The organism is Arthrobacter sp. 9AX (assembly GCF_902506095.1).
In the GTDB taxonomy this organism is placed as follows: Bacteria; Actinomycetota; Actinomycetes; order Actinomycetales; family Micrococcaceae; genus Arthrobacter.
In genome coordinates this window covers 68,541-87,593 of record NZ_LR733293.1, presented here as the reverse complement: position 1 = coordinate 87,593, position 19,053 = coordinate 68,541, and the positions used below count along the sequence as shown (strand labels likewise).

17 protein-coding genes are annotated in these 19,053 nt (G+C 66.1%); 10 read left to right on the top strand and 7 right to left on the bottom strand.

Annotation, left to right across the window (positions count from 1 at the left end; translation table 11 throughout):
* Window positions 1-51: 51 nt before the first annotated feature.
* The 4 genes from pdhA to BACI348_RS00410 are packed head-to-tail and all read left to right on the top strand — an operon-like array spanning window position 52 to window position 4,436.
* Complete coding sequence (pdhA, locus tag BACI348_RS00425) at window positions 52-1,323, top strand: pyruvate dehydrogenase (acetyl-transferring) E1 component subunit alpha (protein ID WP_159823451.1); 1,272 nt, start codon at window positions 52-54, stop codon at window positions 1,321-1,323.
* A complete protein-coding gene (locus BACI348_RS00420) occupies window positions 1,323-2,303 on the top strand; it encodes an alpha-ketoacid dehydrogenase subunit beta (protein ID WP_159823450.1) in 981 nt (326 codons plus the stop codon). Before pdhA ends, BACI348_RS00420 begins: the two co-directional genes overlap by 1 nt.
* A 7-nt stretch (window positions 2,304-2,310) precedes the next feature.
* The gene (locus tag BACI348_RS00415) at window positions 2,311-3,813 is read left to right on the top strand and encodes a dihydrolipoamide acetyltransferase family protein (RefSeq protein ID WP_159823449.1); all 1,503 of its coding nucleotides are present in this window, start codon (window positions 2,311-2,313) and stop codon (window positions 3,811-3,813) included.
* A gap of 5 nt (window positions 3,814-3,818) precedes the next feature.
* Window positions 3,819-4,436, top strand: a complete 618-nt coding sequence (locus tag BACI348_RS00410) for a phosphatase PAP2 family protein (RefSeq protein ID WP_159823448.1) — start codon at window positions 3,819-3,821, stop codon at window positions 4,434-4,436.
* A 12-nt stretch (window positions 4,437-4,448) separates the two neighbouring features.
* Here BACI348_RS00410 and BACI348_RS00405 read toward each other — a convergent pair whose 3' ends face one another.
* From BACI348_RS00405 to BACI348_RS00380, 6 genes are all read right to left on the bottom strand, one after another.
* The gene (locus BACI348_RS00405; protein WP_159823447.1) at window positions 4,449-4,781 is read right to left on the bottom strand and encodes a hypothetical protein; all 333 of its coding nucleotides are present in this window, start codon (window positions 4,779-4,781) and stop codon (window positions 4,449-4,451) included.
* Window positions 4,782-4,937: 156 nt separating this feature from the next.
* Window positions 4,938-5,366: a universal stress protein gene (locus BACI348_RS00400; protein WP_159823446.1), complete on the bottom strand. Its 429-nt coding sequence runs from the start codon at window positions 5,364-5,366 to the stop codon at window positions 4,938-4,940.
* Between the two features lie 47 nt (window positions 5,367-5,413).
* Window positions 5,414-6,706, bottom strand: coding sequence for an aminotransferase-like domain-containing protein (locus BACI348_RS00395; protein ID WP_159823445.1), 1,293 nt, complete (start codon window positions 6,704-6,706; stop codon window positions 5,414-5,416).
* 92 nt (window positions 6,707-6,798) lie between these two features.
* Entirely contained in the window at window positions 6,799-7,596 is a 798-nt protein-coding gene (locus BACI348_RS20540; RefSeq protein WP_236557318.1) for a hypothetical protein, read from the bottom strand.
* A 119-nt stretch (window positions 7,597-7,715) separates the two neighbouring features.
* A complete protein-coding gene (gene ligD / locus BACI348_RS00385) occupies window positions 7,716-8,960 on the bottom strand; it encodes a non-homologous end-joining DNA ligase (RefSeq protein ID WP_159823444.1) in 1,245 nt (414 codons plus the stop codon).
* Window positions 8,961-9,068: 108 nt separating this feature from the next.
* A complete protein-coding gene (locus BACI348_RS00380) occupies window positions 9,069-9,626 on the bottom strand; it encodes an NAD(P)H-dependent oxidoreductase (protein ID WP_159823443.1) in 558 nt (185 codons plus the stop codon).
* Window positions 9,627-9,756: 130 nt separating this feature from the next.
* Between BACI348_RS00380 and BACI348_RS00375 the strand changes: the two genes are divergently transcribed.
* The 6 genes from BACI348_RS00375 (at window position 9,757) to BACI348_RS00350 (ending at window position 17,927) form a co-directional block, all read left to right on the top strand.
* Window positions 9,757-10,365 (top strand): TetR/AcrR family transcriptional regulator, encoded by a 609-nt coding sequence (locus tag BACI348_RS00375; RefSeq protein ID WP_442858478.1) that lies wholly within the window; start codon window positions 9,757-9,759, stop codon window positions 10,363-10,365.
* A 352-nt stretch (window positions 10,366-10,717) separates the two neighbouring features.
* Complete coding sequence (locus BACI348_RS00370) at window positions 10,718-11,701, top strand: ABC transporter permease (RefSeq protein ID WP_159823442.1); 984 nt, start codon at window positions 10,718-10,720, stop codon at window positions 11,699-11,701.
* Between the two features lie 2 nt (window positions 11,702-11,703).
* Window positions 11,704-12,693 carry an ABC transporter permease gene (locus tag BACI348_RS00365; protein ID WP_159823441.1) on the top strand — a complete coding sequence of 330 codons (990 nt, stop codon included), beginning with the start codon at window positions 11,704-11,706 and terminating at the stop codon, window positions 12,691-12,693.
* Window positions 12,690-14,927, top strand: a complete 2,238-nt coding sequence (locus tag BACI348_RS00360) for an ABC transporter ATP-binding protein (protein ID WP_159823440.1) — start codon at window positions 12,690-12,692, stop codon at window positions 14,925-14,927. The genes BACI348_RS00365 and BACI348_RS00360 overlap by 4 nt, the downstream gene beginning before the upstream one ends.
* Window positions 14,928-14,988: 61 nt before the next feature.
* Window positions 14,989-16,704 (top strand): ABC transporter family substrate-binding protein, encoded by a 1,716-nt coding sequence (locus BACI348_RS00355; RefSeq protein ID WP_159823439.1) that lies wholly within the window; start codon window positions 14,989-14,991, stop codon window positions 16,702-16,704.
* Between the two features lie 164 nt (window positions 16,705-16,868).
* Complete coding sequence (locus tag BACI348_RS00350) at window positions 16,869-17,927, top strand: Gfo/Idh/MocA family protein (RefSeq protein WP_159823438.1); 1,059 nt, start codon at window positions 16,869-16,871, stop codon at window positions 17,925-17,927.
* On the opposite strand, the gene ald is transcribed toward BACI348_RS00350, so the two are convergent.
* On the bottom strand, window positions 17,924-19,042 hold the full coding sequence (ald, locus tag BACI348_RS00345; protein ID WP_159823437.1) for an alanine dehydrogenase: 1,119 nt from the start codon (window positions 19,040-19,042) through the stop codon (window positions 17,924-17,926). The two genes, BACI348_RS00350 and ald, sit on opposite strands and share 4 nt — an antisense overlap.
* Window positions 19,043-19,053: the final 11 nt, after the last annotated feature.

The following is a 19,053-nucleotide window of genomic DNA, read 5'->3' as shown; positions in this document are numbered from 1 at the left end:
ATATCCCAGCGACATTGCATTGCATCCGGATGCGGCAAGCAAGGAGACGGTATGGGCACACATCTGCCTTCCACCGAGTTCGACGGAACAGCTGTAGACGACCAGCGCGAGGCTGATGCCGAAGCAGTAATGGGCGAGCCCCCGGCGCAGATGGTCCAGCTCCTCGGCCCGGACGGGAAGCTGGGCTTCGATCCTGTCTTCACCGGCTATGCCGCCAAGCTCACCCCCCAGGTGCTCCGGGGACTCTACGCGGACATGGCAGCCATCCGCAGGTTCGACGTCGAAGCGACCGCCCTGCAGCGCCAGGGCCAGCTGGCCCTCTGGGTGCCGCTGACGGGCCAGGAAGCCGCGCAGATTGGCTCGGGGCGGGCCAGCCAGCCGCAGGACTACATTTTCCCCACCTACCGGGAACACGGCGTTGCGCTCACCCGCAACGTAGACCTGGCCGAGCTCCTGCGCCAGTTCCGCGGAGTTTCCAACGGCGGCTGGAACCCCAAGGACACCAACTTCCACCTGTACACGCTGGTCCTGGCGGCGCAGACACTTCACGCCGTGGGCTATGCCATGGGAATCCAGCGGGACCAGAAGCTGGCCGCCGCCAACGCCGCAGCCTCCGGAACTCCGGTTACTGAACCGGACGCGGCAGTGATCGCCTACTTCGGCGACGGCGCCAGCTCTGAGGGCGACGTCCACGAATCCATGGTGTTTGCCTCCTCCTATAACGCCCCGGTGGTCTTCTTCTGCCAGAACAACCACTGGGCCATTTCCGTCCCTACTGCCGTGCAGACCCGGGTACCGCTGTCCAACAGGGCCAAGGGCTACGGCTTCCCCGGCATCCGCGTGGACGGCAATGACGTCATCGCCGTCCACGCCGTCACGGAGTGGGCACTGGAACACGCACGCCAGGGCAAGGGCCCGGTCCTGATCGAGGCTTTCACGTACCGCGTGGGCGCCCACACCACCGCCGACGACCCCACAAAATACCGGGAGGCTGCCGAAGAGGACGCCTGGCGGGCCAAGGACCCGCTGGCACGGCTGGAGAAGTACCTCCGCGCTGAAGGCCTGGCTGATGAGGCGTTTTTTGCGAAGGTCAAAGACGACGGGGACCACCTCGCCGCTTACGTCCGCCGCACCACGCACGACCTCGAAACCCCGGACATACGCACCGCTTTCGCCAACACCTACGCCGAAGCCCACCCCCTGGTGGCTGAGGAACTCGCCTGGTTCGAGGAGTACTCGGCGGGCTTCGCTGGTGAAGAACCGGCGGAAGAGCAGGACAGGCAGGCAGCAACTGCCCAGGTATCACCGAAGGCAGGCCACTGATGACCACCATGACCATTGCCAAGGCCATTAACGAGGGTCTGCGCGCAGCACTGACGGACCACCCCAAGTCCCTGCTGATGGGTGAAGACATCGGCGCGCTGGGCGGCGTCTACCGCGTGACGGACGGCCTGATCGGGGAGTTTGGCCCGGACCGCGTGGTGGACACCCCGCTGGCCGAATCCGGCATCATCGGCACCGCCATCGGGCTGGCGCTGCGCGGGTACACCCCGGTGTGCGAGATCCAGTTCGACGGCTTCGTTTTCCCCGGCTTCAACCAGATCACCACGCAGTTGGCCAAAATCCACTCCCGCAGCAACGGCAACCTCAGCGTCCCCGTGGTCATCCGCATCCCCTATGGCGGCGGCATCGGCTCCATCGAGCACCACTCCGAATCACCCGAGGCACTCTTCGCCCACACGGCGGGCCTGCGGATCATCACCCCCTCCAACCCGCATGACGCCTACTGGATGGTCCAGCAGGCGGTGGAGTGCCAGGATCCGGTGATCATCTTCGAACCCAAGCGGCGCTACTGGCTCAAGGGCGACGTCGACGTCCAGGCGCCGGGACCGTCCGAAGACCCCTTCAAAGCCCATGTCCTCCGTGAAGGGGCTGACGCCACCATCGTGGCCTACGGCCCGCTGGTGCCGGTGGCCCTCGCAGCGGCCAACGCCGCCGCCGAGGACGGGCACAGCCTGGAAGTGATCGACCTTCGCTCCATTTCACCCATCGACTTCGACACCGTCACCGCCTCCGTCCAGAAGACCGGCAGGCTGATCGTGGCCCACGAGGCGCCCACCTTCGGCGGGATCGGCGGCGAAATAGCTGCCCGGATCAGTGAGCGGGCGTTCCATTCATTGGAGGCGCCGGTAATCCGCGTGGGCGGCTTCCACATGCCCTATCCCGTTGCCAAGGTGGAGGAAGACTACCTTCCGGACATCGACCGCATCCTCGAGGCGCTGGACCGCGCCCTCTCCTACTGAGGACACCATGACCCTGAACAAGTTCAACCTTCCTGACGTCGGCGAGGGCCTGACCGAGGCGGAAATCGTCTCCTGGAAGGTCAAGCCGGGCGACGCCGTCGCCATCAACGACGTCCTCTGCGAGATCGAGACGGCCAAATCGATCGTGGAACTGCCCTCCCCGTTCGCCGGCACGGTCACTGAACTGCTGGTCCCCGAAGGCGTCACCATCGACGTCGGCACCGCCATCATCAGCGTCACCAGTGGAGTGGCCGGCGATCCCACGCCGGCTGACGTCCGCGCCCCCGCGACTCCCGTGCAGCCGTTGTACGGCAAGCTTTCAGCGGCCGACGACGATACACAGGACAGTGCGTCAGCAACAGGCAGTCCGCTGGCTGGCGGCCCGCTGGTGGGCTCCGGCCCCAAAGCGGACGCCGTCAAGCGCCGCCCGCGGATCGCGAGAGGCTCAACCAGCGGCGGCGGCGCAGCCGCCGCCGCGCTCACGGTCAACGCCCCCGAGGTGGAGCCGGTCCAGCCCCGTACACCTGCCGAAGTCTCCTCGGCGGCAACCGCGCCGGCGGGCTCCGAACCGGTGGACAACCGTCCCACGCTGGGTGGAGCCATCACCGGGCTGGTGAACAAGGTCCTGGCCAAGCCCCCGGTCCGCAAGATCGCCCGCGACCTGGGCATCGACCTGGCGGACGTGGTGGCTACAGGCCTGCGCGGCGAGGTAACGCGCGAAGACCTGGTCAGCTACCAGGCGCAGCGGGACGCGGAGGTGGACAAGGCGGACGGATTCTGGGGCAAGGCAGGAAAGCCGCAGGACCAGCGCATCGAGCAGATCCCGGTCAAGGGCGTCCGCAAGGCCACGGCCAAGGCGATGGTGGATTCGGCGTTCTCCGCACCGCACGTCAGTATTTTTGTGGACGTGGACGCCAGCCGCACCATGGAGTTCGTCAAGCGGCTCAAGGCCTCCCGCGACTTCGAAGGAATCCGTGTTTCGCCCCTGCTCATCCTCGCGAAGGCAGTGATCTGGGCGGCCGCCCGGAACCCCAGCGTCAATGCCACCTGGGTGGACACCGCTGACGGTGCCGCCGAAATCCACGTCAAGCACTACATGAACCTGGGCATCGCCGCGGCAACACCCCGCGGGCTGATGGTGCCCAACATCAAGAACGCCCAGGACCTGTCGCTGAAGGAGCTGGCGCAGGCCCTGAACAACCTCGCCACCACCGCCAGGGCCGGAAAGACCCAGCCGGCCGAAATGCAGGACGGAACGCTGACCATCACCAACATCGGAGCGCTCGGCATCGACACAGGCACGCCCATTATCAACCCGGGCGAAGTGGCCATCGTGGCGTTCGGAACCATCAAGCAGAAGCCCTGGGTGCTGGACGGTGAGGTGATCCCGCGCTGGATCACCACCCTCGGCGGCTCGTTCGACCACCGTGTGGTGGACGGCGACCTGTCCGCACGCTTTATGGCCGACGTGGCCGCCATCCTGGAGGAACCGGCGCTGCTGCTGGATTAGAAGACATGGTCTCCAACGCCGGCGCCATCCGTGCCAAAAACAGGACCGCCCGGTGGATTACCGAAGCCTTCCAGCCGCCCGTGGTGGTGAGCCTGCAACTGCTGGTCAGCCCAATCACGCAGCCGGGGTTTCCCGGCACCATGGTGTACGGGGCGCTGGCGGCCCTGTTTGTCTGCGTGATCCCGCTCCTCCTGCTGCTGGTCCTCGTGCGGCTGGGCAAAGTCACGGACCACCACGTCAGTGACCGGAAGCAGCGGGCTCCTGTGCTGCTGATGGCGTTGGGATCGATTGTGGTTGGGCTGCTGGTGCTGGAAGCGGCAGGGGCTCCGGAGAGCGTCGTGGCTATGGTTCTGTCCCTGGTGGGCGGTGTGGTGGTGCTGGCCGGCGTCAGCCCGTTCTGGAAGATCAGCGGCCATGCCGCCGCGATTTCCTCCTCCGCCGTGATTGCCGTCCTGATGCTCGGCCCGGCCTGGCTGCCGCTGCTGCTGCTCATCCCCGCCGTGGGCTGGTCCCGGGTGGTGCTGCGCGCCCACACTCTGGCCCAGGTGGTTGCCGGAGCCCTGTTCGGGGGCACGGTGATGGCCGGTATCTGGTGGCTCCTGCAGGGCTGGATGGTCCCTTAGCTGGACGGCCCCTTAGTAGGACGAGTACGACATCATTTCCAGCATGGCCGGGTCGGCCGTTGTGCCGAGGGCGAAAGCTGCCGCCACCATCAGCGCACCCATTCCGGCGGCCGCAGCTCCGCAGACCGTCAGGATCTTCCAGTCGCGGCGCATCACGCTGGCCACCGTCTCCGGAAGCTGGAGGTTCGGGGAGATGAGGTTCGGCGCGCTGTCAACGGATCCGTCGTCCAGCAGTGCCACCACGGTATCGTTGCCGCGGTCGACGCGCATGGAGCAGATGTGGTTTCCGTGGCGGGCCAGCAGGATGTCGTGGCCGACGAGTTGGCGGCGCTGGAGAGTAAGCAATGGAGCCCCTTGATAACGGTGGAAGGTGGGTGTCCGCACCATTGGGGGCTTATCCAATTTTATCGTTGCGCCCAGAGCGGAACCGGCTCACAGGGCGTGAGAACAGCCACTCCCCGTCGCGACCTTCGCCACTGCGGGGAGTGCCTGCCGTAACTGTTAGTCGGCGTCGTACGTATTGGCGATGTACACGTCGCAGGGGGCGTTGTGCGCCACGCTGTTGGCCACGCTGCCCAGCACGCGGCCGATGCCCTGCATACGCCGGTTTCCCACTACGATGATCCGGGCCTCGGTCCTGATGGCCTCCTTGATGAGGGCGTCCGCCGGGCGCCCGCGGGCTGCAGAATAGGTGACCTTGATGTCGCGGCCCAGGGACTCGGCCACGGTACGGGCAACATGCTCGGCGGCATCGGCGTCGGAGACGATCCATTGGTCGCTGCCGCTGCCGAAGACCTCAGTGCGGTCGCTGTCGAAGGCCGAAACCACGTGAAGCGATGCGCCCAGCGCCGCAGCCAGGTCCCGTGCCGATTCCGCCGCCTTCTTTGCCGTGCCGCTGCCGTCAACGCCTACAAGAATGATTCCGCTCATGTATTGCTCCTTTGCTTGGTACGCGGCTTAAGTCAGTGAGCCCTACGCTACAGCGCGGCGATGGCTTCGCGCAGTACCGGCGCCAGCCTCCGGACACCCTCGGTGATCGCCTCCGGGGGCACGGCACTGTAGGCGAGGCGCAGCTTGTTGGACGGCTCGTCCGACGGCGTGAAGGCTGCGCCGGGGATAAACACCACTCCGGCGTCGATCGCCTTGTGCAGCAGCGGGTAGGTGTCCACCCCGTCCGGCAGCGTCACCCAGACGAAAAAGCCGCCCTCGGGAGTAGTCCAGCTGGTCCCGGCAGGCATGTGCTCCTCCAGGGCAGTGAGCATGGCGCGGCACCGCTCCGCATACAGCCCGCGGTAGGTTTCGATCTGGCCCTTCCAGTCGTAGTCCCGCAGGTAGGCGGAGACCAGCATCTGGTTAAGGGCGGGCGGGCACAGGGTCACCGCTTCCGCGGCCAGGTAGTAGCGGCGCTGGAGATGCTCCGGAACCAGGGCCCACCCGATGCGCAGCCCCGGCGCAAAAATCTTCGAGAAGGACCCCAGGTAGATGACGTCGGCCGGGTTGTCCGCGCGGAGCGGCGCGAGCAGCTCGCCCTCAAAGCGCAGGAGCCCGTACGGGTTATCCTCCAGAACTAGTATATTCGCGTTGCGGCATATATCCACGATCCGTTGCCGCCGGCCTTCGTCAAGTGTGATGCCTGAGGGATTGTTGAAGCTGGGGATGGTGTACAGGAACTTGATGTTCTTGCCGGCCAGCTGCAGGGCTGCGATCTTGGCCTCGAGCAGATCCGGCACCAGCCCGTCCTGGTCCATCTCCACCGTTTCCACCTGCACCTGGTACGCCTCGAAGGTGTTCAGCGCGCCCACATAGGTAGGGTCCTCCACAAGTACCACATCGCCGGGGTTGCAGAAGACCTTGGTGGCCACGTCCTGCGCGGACTGGGACCCGGCGGTGATCACCACGTTCTCCGGCCGGGCGTCGAGGATGCCTTCGGCGGCCATCACCTCGCAGATCTGGGCGCGGAGTTCCTGGGTCCCCTGGCCGCCGCCATACTGCAGCGCAGTCAGGCCTTCCTCGGCGATGATCGCGGCGGCAGTGGCGGCGAGTCGGTCCAAGGGGAGGGACTGAAGATAGGGGCTGCCGCCGGCAAGGGAAACGAGTCCGGGGCGCAGGGAGATATCGAAAACGTCCCGGACTGCGGATTGGCGGATGTTGGCTGCGCGCTCTGAGAACAGTTCCTCATGGCGGTGGGCGGAGGTTGCCGCCCGCTCGATGGCATCAATGGCTTCGGCAGGCAGCGTCCGTGCTGCGGCGTCGAGTGTCTCGTGGCTCACAAGCTACAGGATACAACCGGATGTTGCTAATAGGGCAACATCTGTTTAGCAGGACTCGATCACGGCTGAAAGCTGGCCAGCCGGCCGGCCGGTCAGTTCAGGCGCAGCGCTTCGGTGAGGCCTCGGCCGTTGACATAGATCTCGGCCCGGATCGCGCCCACGGCTGCCACCGCCGTCTGGGTCAGCTGCGCCTCCACCCGGGGGATGTCGCACACTCCGCCCAGGCTGAGCGTGCCCGCCAGGTAAACGGTCACCGTGGTGCCGTCGAAACTTCCCGACAGGAATTTCAGGTCGGATCCGGACAGGGAGTTATAGAGGCCGGTTCCTGGCGTGGACGGCAGTGAGGCGGCTGATGTATCCAGCAGCGTCCCCACTGCGGCAGGGAGCGGCTCCTCCGCGCCGGAACTGTTGCGGGCGACCCCCACCAGGCTGTCATTGCAGCCGAAACGCACCCCGTTGCTGCCGCCGTCGTCCAGCATCACGAAGTAGGCCGTTACGGTCTGTACTTCGGCGCCATTGCCGGAGCGGCCACGGGCGGATGGCGCGGGACTTTCCGACGCCGGTACTTCCGCTGCGGTCGCGGACGGCACCGGTGTGCCGTCCGGGGAAGCACCTGCGGAGGTTGCGGGCAACCCCTGGCTCTGCGGTTCCAGGGGCCCGGGTATGGCCGCAGACCCGGGCGGCGGCGGATCCTGCGGCTGCGGGGCCGGATCAGCCGGCGCGGCAGTCGCGGTGGGGCCCGGGCCGGCGTCCACCAGCGGAGCGGCGGAAGGCGGGGCAGGGACCGGCGGCGCGGTGACGCACGAGGAGAGCCACAGCGAGAGGGCGGCCGCAGCCATCCCAGCGCGGACCACCTTCATCCGCTGCCCATCCTGGCGCCTGTCTGCCATTCCTGCACCGCAATCCCGTCCCGGTACTTTCCGTGGATTAACGTTACGGCTGGGGCATCGGGCAAAGAATGTCCGGGAGGTACCGGTTGGGACAAGAGTTGGTCACGGCGGCGCCGCTGTCAGGAGTTCGTGCGGCCCGGCCAGACCTTGCCGGCCCAGGGATCATAATCGGCGATCAGTTCCTCCTGCCCCGGGCGGTCCCCCTCGGGGATGTGCTGCAGGTTCACCCGGACCCGGTACCACAGCGAGCTGGATCCGCGCATGCCATCCACCATCACGTCCGCCGGGTGCAGGGCCGGAACCAGGCCCGCATGCCGGGACTTCCACTCGTCCAGCGCGGCAAGCGCCTCGGGTTTGGTTTTGGTTCGCGCAACCTCGATCAGCGGCATCATCGACAGCCTGCGTCCGGAGCCGTCCCCGCTGCGCGGTGCTTTCTCCGCCGGGCCCAGTTCGGCCGCCAGCGCAAGGAGGCCCGCCAGCGAGCCAACCGCCGCGTCGATTCCGGCGTGCGGATCGCCTGCGTCGGCAAAGCGTCCGGGCACCGTGCGTACCGTGAACTGTTCAGGCCGGGCCGAGCGCACCTCGTCCCAGGCCAGCGGCGTTGAAACGCGCGCATCCGGCAACGGCCTGACGGAGTAGGCGGAGGCCACCGTGCGGTCCTTCGCGTTCTGGTTGAAGTCAACGAACACGCTCTCGCCGCGCTCCTCCTTCCACCACCGTGCGGTGGCCAGGCCGGGAGCGCGGTTCTCCACCTCGCGGGCGAGTGTTTCGGCGGCGAGCCGCACATCGCGGTAGGACCACTGCGGCGCAATGCGGACCAGTATGTGCAGGCCCCGGGACCCACTGGTCTTCGGCCACCCCACCAGCCCGACGTCGTCGAGCACTTCCTGGGCGACGTAGGCGACGTCAACAATTTGCGACCAGTCCACCCCCGGCATGGGATCCAGGTCCACCCGCAGCTCGTCCGGGTGGTCCAGGTCCTCCGCGCGGACCGGATGCGGGTTGAGGTCCAGGCAGCCAAGGTTCACCACCCAGGCCAGTCCCGCGGCGTCACGGATCACCGCCTCTTCGGCCGAGGTCCCTGACGCGTAGTGCAGCGTGGCAGTGTCGATGAAGTCCGGGTGGTTCTCCGGCACGCGCTTCTGGAAGAACGGTTCGGCATCGAGGCCTTTGGGAAAACGCTTGAGCACCATGGGACGGCCGCCGGCGCCGCGCAGTGCCCCGTCCGCCACGGACAGGTAATAGCGCACCAGGTCCAGCTTGGTCAGCCCGGGGCCGGGGAACACCACCTTGTCAGGGCTGGAAATGCGCACCTCGGCGCCGGCGATGTCGAGGATCTCGGCCGGGGTCTTCGAGGGGCTCATGGCGTCACGCTAGCAACGATCCGGTGCGGCAGCCAGAGGGCAGGGCCGCCGGATGAGACACAAAAGTGCCCGGCGCGCAGATCCGCGCCGGGCACTCGGGAAGGTTGCCTAGGCGGCCGGCTGGACGGCCGCGAGGGCGTCGAACACACCCTTGATCTGCTCCACGACCTCTGCGTCATCCTTCGGGTGCAGTTCGGCGAAGCGCACCATGGAGCCCGGAACGGCGAGCTTGACGTCCTCAAGGATCTGGGCGCCGGCGATTCCTGCCGCCTTGCGAGCCTCATCCTGGGCCCAGACTCCGCCGTACTGGCCGAAGGCTGTACCGACGACGGCGGTGGGCTTGCCTGCGAGGGCGCCGGCGCCGAAGGGGCGGGACAGCCAGTCGATGGCGTTCTTGAGTGCGGCCGGAACGGTGCCGTTGTGTTCGGGGGTCACCAGCAGGAGGGTGTCCGCGTCATTGGCTGCGGCGCGCAGGGCAGCAGCGGCGGTGGGCACCTGGCCTTCGACGTCGATGTCCTCGTTGTAGAAGGGGATGTCGCCGAGGCTTTCGTGGATAACTACCTCCACCTGCTCCGGCGCGTTCAGCTGGATCGCCTCGGCCAGCTTCTGGTTGGTGGACTCGGCGCGCAGGCTGCCGACGAGGGTGAGTACGGTGCTCTTGGTCATGTGGACTCCTGGGGTTGGGTCGGCGGGTGGGGGACCGCCGGCCGGGGGAAGTACGGAGGCTTGTTGGTGCCTTCACCCGATCTAAACGGACTATGGTCCGTTTCTATTCCCGGGGTCTAGAATGTGCAGTGTGAGCTCCATCTCAATGCGGCCGCCACTTCCGTTAAGGGACGCCGCGGAACGCAGCGACGCCGCCCGGAACCGGGAGCGGCTGCTCAGCGCGGCCCGCGAACTGATTGGCGAATGCGGCGCGGCGGGGCTCACCATGGACCGGCTCGCCGAGCAGGCGGGAGTGGGCAAAGGCACTGTCTTCCGCCGTTTTGGCAGCCGGGCCGGCCTCATGCTGACCCTGCTGAGCGACTCCGAGGCGGCGTTCCAGGAGCGCTTTATGTTCGGACCCCCGCCGCTGGGGCCGGGCGCTCCGGGCCTGGAGCGACTCATCGCGTTCGGTGAGGAACGCATCGCCTACATCATCGAGTTTGGCGAGTTGGCGCTGGCGGCGGAAGACGCCACTCACGGCCGGTCCCAGCCGCCGGCCGCGGCCCTGTGGCATCGCCACATCGAGGTGCTCCTGCGCGAGGAGGGGTTCGACGCGGACCCCTGGCTGATGGCACGTTCCCTGGCCGCCACCCTCGCCCCGGACCGCCTCCTCAACCTCCTCCAGGTGCACGGCGTAAGCGCCGGGCGCCTGGGTGCAACCTGGCGTGATCTTGTCACACGGGTTGTCAGCGGCGCGTAGATTACGCCCGTCCCTGCCGGTGCGTCCAGTCACATCAAGTTCACAAAATTATTCATAACAATCTGATACGGGCCGGTAGGTTTGCGTGCATCCGCCCGTATTTTCGCGGGCCGCTTGTGATAGTTTCCTCTTCGAATGTGACCCGCAACATAGTCCACAGGACTGGCCCTAAAGCCAGCGGGTTGCCAGCTACCCGCTGGCAAAGGACCCGGTCAGGCGGCACAACCCCCGCCCACCCGGGGAAACGGAAGGATCCAGCACGTGATCGTTGATTTGCCCGACACCGTAACCCACCTGCGGACTCCATGGCTCCCTGGCCTCCAACTGCGGGCGGCGAAACAGAACTAGGCCCATGCTCAGGTACCTCGCAAAGCGTGGCATCACGTACGTATTTATGATCTTCCTGACCACCTCGGCGGGATACTTCCTGGCGGTCAGTTCGCTGAAGCCGGCCCTGCTCGAACAGGAACGCATTCCCCGGCCCACGCCCGAACAGGTGGCCAGTTCCATGCGCCTCAAAGGCCTGGACCCGGACCTCAGCCCGTGGGAGCGCTACGTGGAATGGCTGACGGCCATCGTTACCCGCTGGGACTGGGGGCGCAGCCCCAACGGCGCCTTTATCAACGCCGAGTTCGGCGACCGAGTGTGGATCTCCACCCGCCTCTTCCTGGCCTCCATCATCCTGACACTGGTCATCGGCGTGGCGCTCGGGGTCTACTCCGCGGCACGGCAGTACAAGTTCCAGGACCGCGTCATCACGTCCTACAGCTACCTTGCCTACATCGTGCCCGCACCCATCGCCTACTTCCTGGTGCAGCTGGGTGCCATCAGCGTCAATGAAACGGTGGGGGAGCGCATCTTCTTCGTCACCGGCATCTCCACGCCTGGAACGGCCCCGGGATGGGCGCAGTTCGTTGACATGCTGGCGCACTACGCCGTCCCCACCATCGCCATCACCCTGGTCGGCTGGGGCTCCTACCAGATCGCCCAGCGCCAGTATCTCCTGGACAACGTCAACGCCGACTTTGTCCGGACCGCCCGGGCCAAGGGCCTCACCCGCAACCAGGCCATCTCCCGGCACGCGCTGCGGGTTTCGTTCATCCCCGTGGCCCAGAGCATCGCCTTCACCATCCCCGCCATTTTCGCCGGCGGGTTCTTCGCGGAGAAGATCTTCGCCTGGCCCGGAGTGGGTTCCTGGAGCATTGACGCCATCTCGCTCCAGGACGTCAACGCCGCCACGGCCACGCTGGCCTATGGTTCGGTCATCTTCGCCCTGGGGGCCATCCTGGCGGACTTCGCCACCACGCTTGTAGACCCGAGAGTGCGGGTGCAGTAGCCATGACCAACCTCAATGCCGTGGATCCGGCAGCCGTCGCCCAGGACGCACACCTGGAAAATGCCGATGTCATCATCGGCAAGAACACCATCATCTTCCGCCGCTTCCTGCGCAACAGGACGGCGGTGGCGGGCCTGGTCATCTTCCTCGCCCTGACGATTTTTTCGTTCGTCGGCGGCTACCTCACCCAGTGGGACAAGGAAACGATCGACCCCTTCAACATCGGCATGCCGCCATCGGCCGAGCACTATCTCGGCACCTCCCAGGCAGGCATCGACCTCTATGCCATGACTGTCGAAGGCACCAGGATCTCCATCCTGATCGGCCTGGTGGTGGGGCTGGTATCCGTCCTGATCGCCGCCGTCTACGGGTGCACCATGGCCTACTTCGGCGGCAAGGTGGACAAGGTAATGCTCTTCGTCCTGGAGGCGCTCATCATGATGCCAGCCCTGCTGGTGGTGGCCGTGGCCACCAGCGGCGGAGGCGCGGGCCTTAAAAGGGATTTGCCCTCCTGGCTGCTGCTGATCATCGTGCTGCTGGTCTTCAGCTGGATGGGCACCGCCCGCCTGATCCGATCCCTCTCGATGTCCCTCATGCAGCGCGACTACGTCAAGGCTGCCCAGTACATGGGCGTCCCGCCGCGCCGCATCGTCTGGCGCCACCTGGTCCCCAACATCGGCTCATTGCTGGTCCTGGACGTCACCCGCGGCGTCACCGGCGCCATCCTTGCCGAGGTGGCCTTCTCCTTCATCGGCATCGGCATCAAGGTCCCGGACGTCAGCCTGGGTGTCCTCATCGGCGGAGCCACCTCACAGGTGCAGACCTTCCCGTGGATGTTCTGGGTCCCGCTCACCGTGATGTTCCTCCTCACCGGCTCACTCGCCATGATGAACGACGGACTGCGGGATGCCTTTGATCCCAGCTCCAGCTCCAGCGGCACCGCACGGAAGCGCAAAGCACTGAAAAACCGCGCGGAGAGGAACGCCCCATGAGCAGCGAAATCGCCGCCGGTCCGGCCGGGCAACCCCAGTCAGCAGTGGAGCGCCTGCACGTTGCCGGGCTCCACGGTCCCACCGGCGCCGTCCTGTCCGTCCGGGACCTCAACGTCAGCTTCAACACCGAAAACGGCGTGGTGCACGCCGTCCGGGGCGTCGATTTTGACCTCCTGCCCGGCAAAACGCTCGGCATCGTGGGTGAATCCGGTTCGGGCAAGTCCGTGACCTCCCTGGCGATCATGGGGCTGTTGCCCGCCACTGCGGAGATCTCCGGCTCGGTCCGGCTCCACGGCAAGGAGCTGCTGGGCCTCAGCGACAAAGCGATGTGCGCCTACCGCGGCAACGAGCTGTCCATGGTGTTCCAGGACCCGCTCTCCTCGCTGACACCCGTCTACACCGTCGGCACCCAAATCGTGGAAGCACTCGCCATCCACAACCACGGCATGAGCAAGCAGGCCAAAGAAGCCCGCGCCGTCGAACTTCTGGCCATGGTGGGCATCCCCAGCCCCAAGGACAGGCTGAAAGCCTTCCCGCACGAGTTCTCCGGCGGCATGCGCCAACGCGTCATGATCGCCATCGCCATCGCGAACAATCCCCGGGTTTTGATCGCGGATGAGCCCACGACGGCACTGGACGTCACCATCCAGGCGCAGGTGCTGGAGGTACTGCATGCCGCCCAGGAGGAAACGGGCGCCGCCGTCGTGATGATCACCCACGATCTTGGCGTGGTGGCGGGCATGGCGGACGACATCATGGTCATGTACGCCGGCAAGCCGGTCGAAACCGGGGCGGTGGAAGACATCTACTACAACCCCCGGATGCCGTACACCATGGGCCTGCTCGGCGCCGTGCCTCGCGTAGACGTCGCTGAGAAGTCCTCGCTGGTCCCCATCGAAGGCATCCCGCCCAACCTGATCCACACCCCTGCCGGCTGCTCCTTCGCGCCGCGCTGCCCGCTGGCGTCCGAGGCCTGCCTTGACGGCGAACCCGCGCTGGCGCCCGTGGCCGGCAGCACGCTGCACCGTGCCGCCTGCATCAAGTCCGGCTCACTCGGCGGCGATGTTGACGTCCACGATGTCTTCTCGGCGCCGCCGGTTCCCGTGTCCAGCTTTGACGCCATCCCCCGGGAGGACCGGACCACCGTCCTGCAGCTGAAGGACGTGCGGAAACACTTCCCGCTGACCAAGGGCGCCCTGCTGAAGCGGAGGATCGGCACGGTAAAAGCCGTGGACGGACTCAGCTTCGACATCCGCGAGGGGGAGTGCTTCTCGATCGTGGGCGAGTCTGGCTCAGGGAAGACCACCACACTGCTCGAGATCATGGAGTTCCACAAGGACCAGGACGGCGAGGTGGTGATCGGCGGCCTCAGCAACAAGCAGGCTGCCGATGCCCGGACCAAGAGCGCCATGCGGCGCGAACTGCAGATGGTGTTCCAGGACCCCACCGGCGCCCTGGACCCCCGCTTCACTGTGTATGAAGTCCTTGCCGAACCGCTCCAGAACGCGGGCATGGACCGGCAGGCCATCAAGAAGCGCATCATGGAGCTCATGAAGCTGGTGGGACTCCAGCCGGATCACGTTAACCGCTTCCCCAACCAGTTCTCCGGCGGACAGCGGCAGCGCATTGGCATAGCCCGGGCACTGGCGGTGAATCCCAAGCTGGTGGTCCTCGACGAGCCCGTCTCCGCCCTGGATGTCTCTGTCCAGGCCGGCGTGATCAACCTCCTGGACAAGCTCCGCGCCGAACTGGGCCTCAGCTATCTCCTGGTGGCGCACGACCTCTCTGTGGTGCGGCACATCTCCAACCGTGTTGCCGTGATGTATCTGGGCAAGATCGTGGAGATCGGCGAGGTGGACCGGGTGTTCGACAACCCGCGCCACCCTTACACCCGCGCCCTGCTTTCGGCCATCCCGGTGCCGGACCCGCGCCTGGAGCGGACCAGGGAGCGGATCATCCTCCGGGGCGACCTTCCCTCCCCGCTGGATGCCCCCAAGGGCTGCAACTTCGCCACCCGCTGCCCCGTTTTCGCCGCCCTGCCGGCTGCGAAACAGGAAAAGTGCCTCACCCTGGAGCCCCCGCTGGAGCCGGTAGTGCCTTCCGCGGCCGCCCAGGCCCTGGCGGCCGGTCCGCTGCCGGCCCTGGACCAGGGCTTCGCCTGCTTCTTCCCCGACGGGGAGCTGGACGAGGACATGCTGGTGGTCCATGACCCCGCGGACCGTCATGCCCCGTAGATTTGTTCCATCCATCCCCAGTGTCACCAGCATCACCACCCGCAACAACGAAGGGAACACCATGAGGAATCTGACCAAGATCGGCGGAGTGGCGGCTATTGCCGCGGCTCTGACCCTGACTGCCTGCGGCGGTGGCGGCGCCACCGGACCGGAAACGGCCAAGGGCCAGGAGGCAGGAAGCGATCTGTCCAAGCTCATCAGCATCAACGAGAAGCCGGCAGCCGATCTTGAACAGGGCGGGAAGGTCACCCTTCCGCTGGGCAGCATCGGCCCGGACTTCAACGGGTTCTCCAACAACGGCAACAGCTCGGACAACTCGGCCCTGATGGCGCCCATCAACCCTGTGGCGGTCTCCGGCGGCGGAATCGGCGGCTGCTGGAAGGTGGACTTCGAAGGCAAGGCCACGCCGAACAAGGATTTCTGCGAGTCTGTGGAGAGCGAGGTGAAGGACGGCAAACAGATCGTCACCGTCAAGGTCAACGACAAAGCCACCTTCAATGACGGCACTCCCATTGACGTCAAGACCTTCCAGAACACCTGGAACATCCTGAAGAGCCCGGATCCCGGGTACGACATCGTCACGTCCGGGTCCTACGCCTTTGTTGAGTCCGTGGAGGCGGGCAGCAGCGACAAGGAAGTCATCACCACGCTGAGCCAGCCCGTCTACCCGCTGGAAGACCTCTACTTTGGCCTCATCCACCCGGCCGTGAACAGCCCGCAAATCTTCAATGAGGGTTTCGTTGGCGAGATGCACCCGGAGTGGATGGCGGGACCGTTCAAGGTGGACCAGTATGACGCGGCCGCCAAGACCGTGAGCCTGGTGCCGAACGAGAAATGGTGGGGCACCAAACCGGTCCTGGCGAACGTGGTATTCCGCCAGCTTGAGACCAGCGCCCAGATCGCCGCGTTCAAGAACGGCGAAATCGACGCCATGTCCGCCAACACCATCGCCCTCTACAAGCAGCTTGAGGGCACCAAGGACTCCGAGGTCCGCCGCGGCCAGCGGCTCTTCGCCGGTGGCATGAACATCAATGCCCAGAAGATCACCGACGTGGCAGTCCGCAAGGCGATTTTCGCCGCGGTGGACCGCGAAGCGCTCCGAAAAGTCCGCTTCAACGGCCTGAACTGGGAAGAGCCCAGCTCCGGGTCCATGATGGTCCTGCCGTTCTCCGAGTACTACCAGGACAACTACCCGGTCAAGGAAACCGGCCCGGACGCCGCCAAGAAGGTCCTCACAGACGCCGGATACACGGCGAACGCGAACGGCATCATGGAGAAGGACGGCAAGCCCGCGGCCTTCAAGATCAGCAACTTCGGCGACGATCCCACCACCCTTGCCTTCACCCAGACCCTGCAGAAGCAGCTGCAGGCAGGCGGCATGGACGTCGGTATCGACCAGCGTGCTTCCGCCGACTTCGGCAAGGTCATCGGCGGCCGCGACTTCGACATGAGCGTCTCCGGCTACACGGTTGGCCCTGACGCCACGTCCGCCGTCAAGCAGTACTACGACTCCAAGACCAATGAAAACGGCCTGGGCGATGCTGAACTGGACAAGAGGATCGCGGAGCTGACGTCCATTGCGGACAACGCCGAGCGCAACAAGGCAGCCATGGACGTGGAGAAGGAGCACATGGCGAAGTACTTCTCCATGGGTGTGGTCATGAACGGCCCCCAGATCTCCTTTGTCCGCACCGGGCTGGCCAATTACGGACCGTCCCTGTTCCAGAGCCTGTCCCAGGTTCCGGACTGGACCACCCTCGGCTGGGAAAAGAAGTAACCCCGCCCCGGGACGCTCTCTCACTTAACGCGGGTTTTCCCGCAACGCTCTCTCACTTAACGTGGGTTTTCCCGCAACGCTCTCTCACTTTCTTCAAGGAAGCGAGAGAGCGTTGGCGGTTAAGGGCCATTAAGTGAGAGAGCGTGCGGGAGTAGCGTAGTCCCATGACCGGGATTGAAGCTGAGCGCACCATCCGTACGGCTGTCGTCGGCTATGGGCTGTCCGGCAGCGTCTTCCATGCCCCCTTGATCGGGGCGGACGGGCGTTACTCACTGGACGTCATTGCCACCTCCCATGCGGAGCGGCAGAAGGCGGCCGCTGCCCGCTATCCGGGAGTGAGGACAGTGCACGACGGCGACGCTGTCCTTGCGCGCGCTGCTGACCTTGACCTGGTAGTGCTGGGCACCCCGCCCGCCACCCACTACCCGCTCGCCAAGGCGGCCCTGGAGGCCGGGCTGGATGTGGTGGTGGACAAGCCGTTCGCCGTGAGCAGCGACGAAGGGCAGGAGCTGACGGCCTTGGCCCGTGAGCTCGGCCGGGTGCTGACCGTGTTCCAGAACCGGCGCTGGGACGGCGACTTCCTGACGCTCCGGAAACTCCTCGCCGCGCAGGCGCTGGGGAAGGTGGCCCGGTTCGAATCGCGTTTCGAGCGGTGGTCACCCACCATCGCGAAGGCCTGGAAGGCGCACGCCACTGCGGCGGACGGCGGGGGCGTGCTGTTCGACCTCGGCAGCCACCTGATCGACCAGGCCCTCCTGCTGTTCGGTCCCGCCACCGTGGTCCATGCGGAACTGAAGGCCAGGCGGCAGGACGAACGGGCTGACGACGACGTCTTCCTGGTCCTTCGGCACGAGTCCGGGGTGCTGAGCCACCTCACCATGAATATGCTGTGCGCGCAGCAGGGTGCACGGTTCCGTGTCCTGGGTTCGGTGGGGGCGTTCACCAAGAACGGGGTTGATCCCCAGGAGCCGTACATCGTTGCCGGCGGCAGCCCCCTCGACGACGAGTACGGCGAGGAGGCGCCGGAATGGGCTGGGGTCCTGGGCCGCGACGGCCACCTGGACGCGCTGCCCACCGAACGTGGGGCCTACCCGCAGTTCTACCGGATCCTGGCAGAAAAGATCCTCGACGGCGGAGCCGACTCCCCCAAACCCCTCCCGGTAAACCCGGAAGACGCCGTCGAGGCCCTCAAGCTAATAGAACAGGCGCGCGGACTGGCCTAAGCCGAAACCAGTTCGTGCCAATCCTTGACCAATGGCAGGTTGTGGGCCTCGGAGACGGAGTGGTGTGCCACGTGGCCGGCGGCGATGTTGAGGCCGGCGGCGAGGGCGGGGTCGCGGTCGAAGGCGGCCTTGACGCCGAGGTTGGCCAGGGACACGGCATAGCGCAGGGTGACGTTGGTCAGGGCGTAGGTGGAGGTGTTGGGCACGGCGCCGGGCATGTTGGCCACGCAGTAGAAGATGGTGTTGTGGACCTTGTAGGTGGGTTCCTGGTGCGTGGTGGGGTGGGTGTCTTCGAAGCAGCCGCCCTGGTCCACGGCGATGTCCACCAGGACTGAGCCGGGCTTCATGCGGGCCACGAGCTCGTTGGTGACGAGCTTGGGGGCCTTGGCGCCGGGGATCAGGACGGAGCCGATCACCAGGTCCGCATCCACCACGGACTTTTCGATCTCGTACTTGTTGGAGGCCACCGTCTTGAGCCGGCCCTGGTACTGGGCGTCCAGTTCGCGGAGGCGGTTGATGTTGATGTCCAGGATGGTGACGTCGGCGCCGAGGCCCAGTGCCATGGCTGCCGCGTTGGTGCCGGCAACGCCGGCGCCCAGGACGACCACCTTCGCGGGCCGGACGCCGGGGACGCCGCCCAGCAGGACGCCCTTGCCACCGGCGGGTGCCATCAGTGAGGCGGCGCCAACCTGAACGGAGAGCCGGCCGGCCACCTCGGACATGGGGGCCAGGAGCGGGAGGGTGCGGCCTTCCTGCACCGTTTCGTAGGCGATAGCGGTGACGCCGGAGTTGATCAGCTCACGGGTGAGTTCGGGCTCGGCGGCGAGGTGGAGGTAGGTGAAGAGGATCAGGCCCTTGCGGAAGCGGTGGTATTCGGCCTTGATGGGCTCCTTGACCTTCATGATCATGTCCGCGCGGGCCCAGACGTCATCGGCCTCGTTGACGATTTCGGCGCCGGCAATGGCGTATTCCTCATCGGTGATGCCTGAGCCCAGTCCTGCGCCGCGTTCCACCAGCACGGTGTGGCCGTGGGTGCGGAACTCGTGGACGCCGGCAGCGGTGATGGCTACCCGGAATTCGTTGTTTTTGATTTCTTTGGGGACACCGATGATCATCGTGGGCTCCA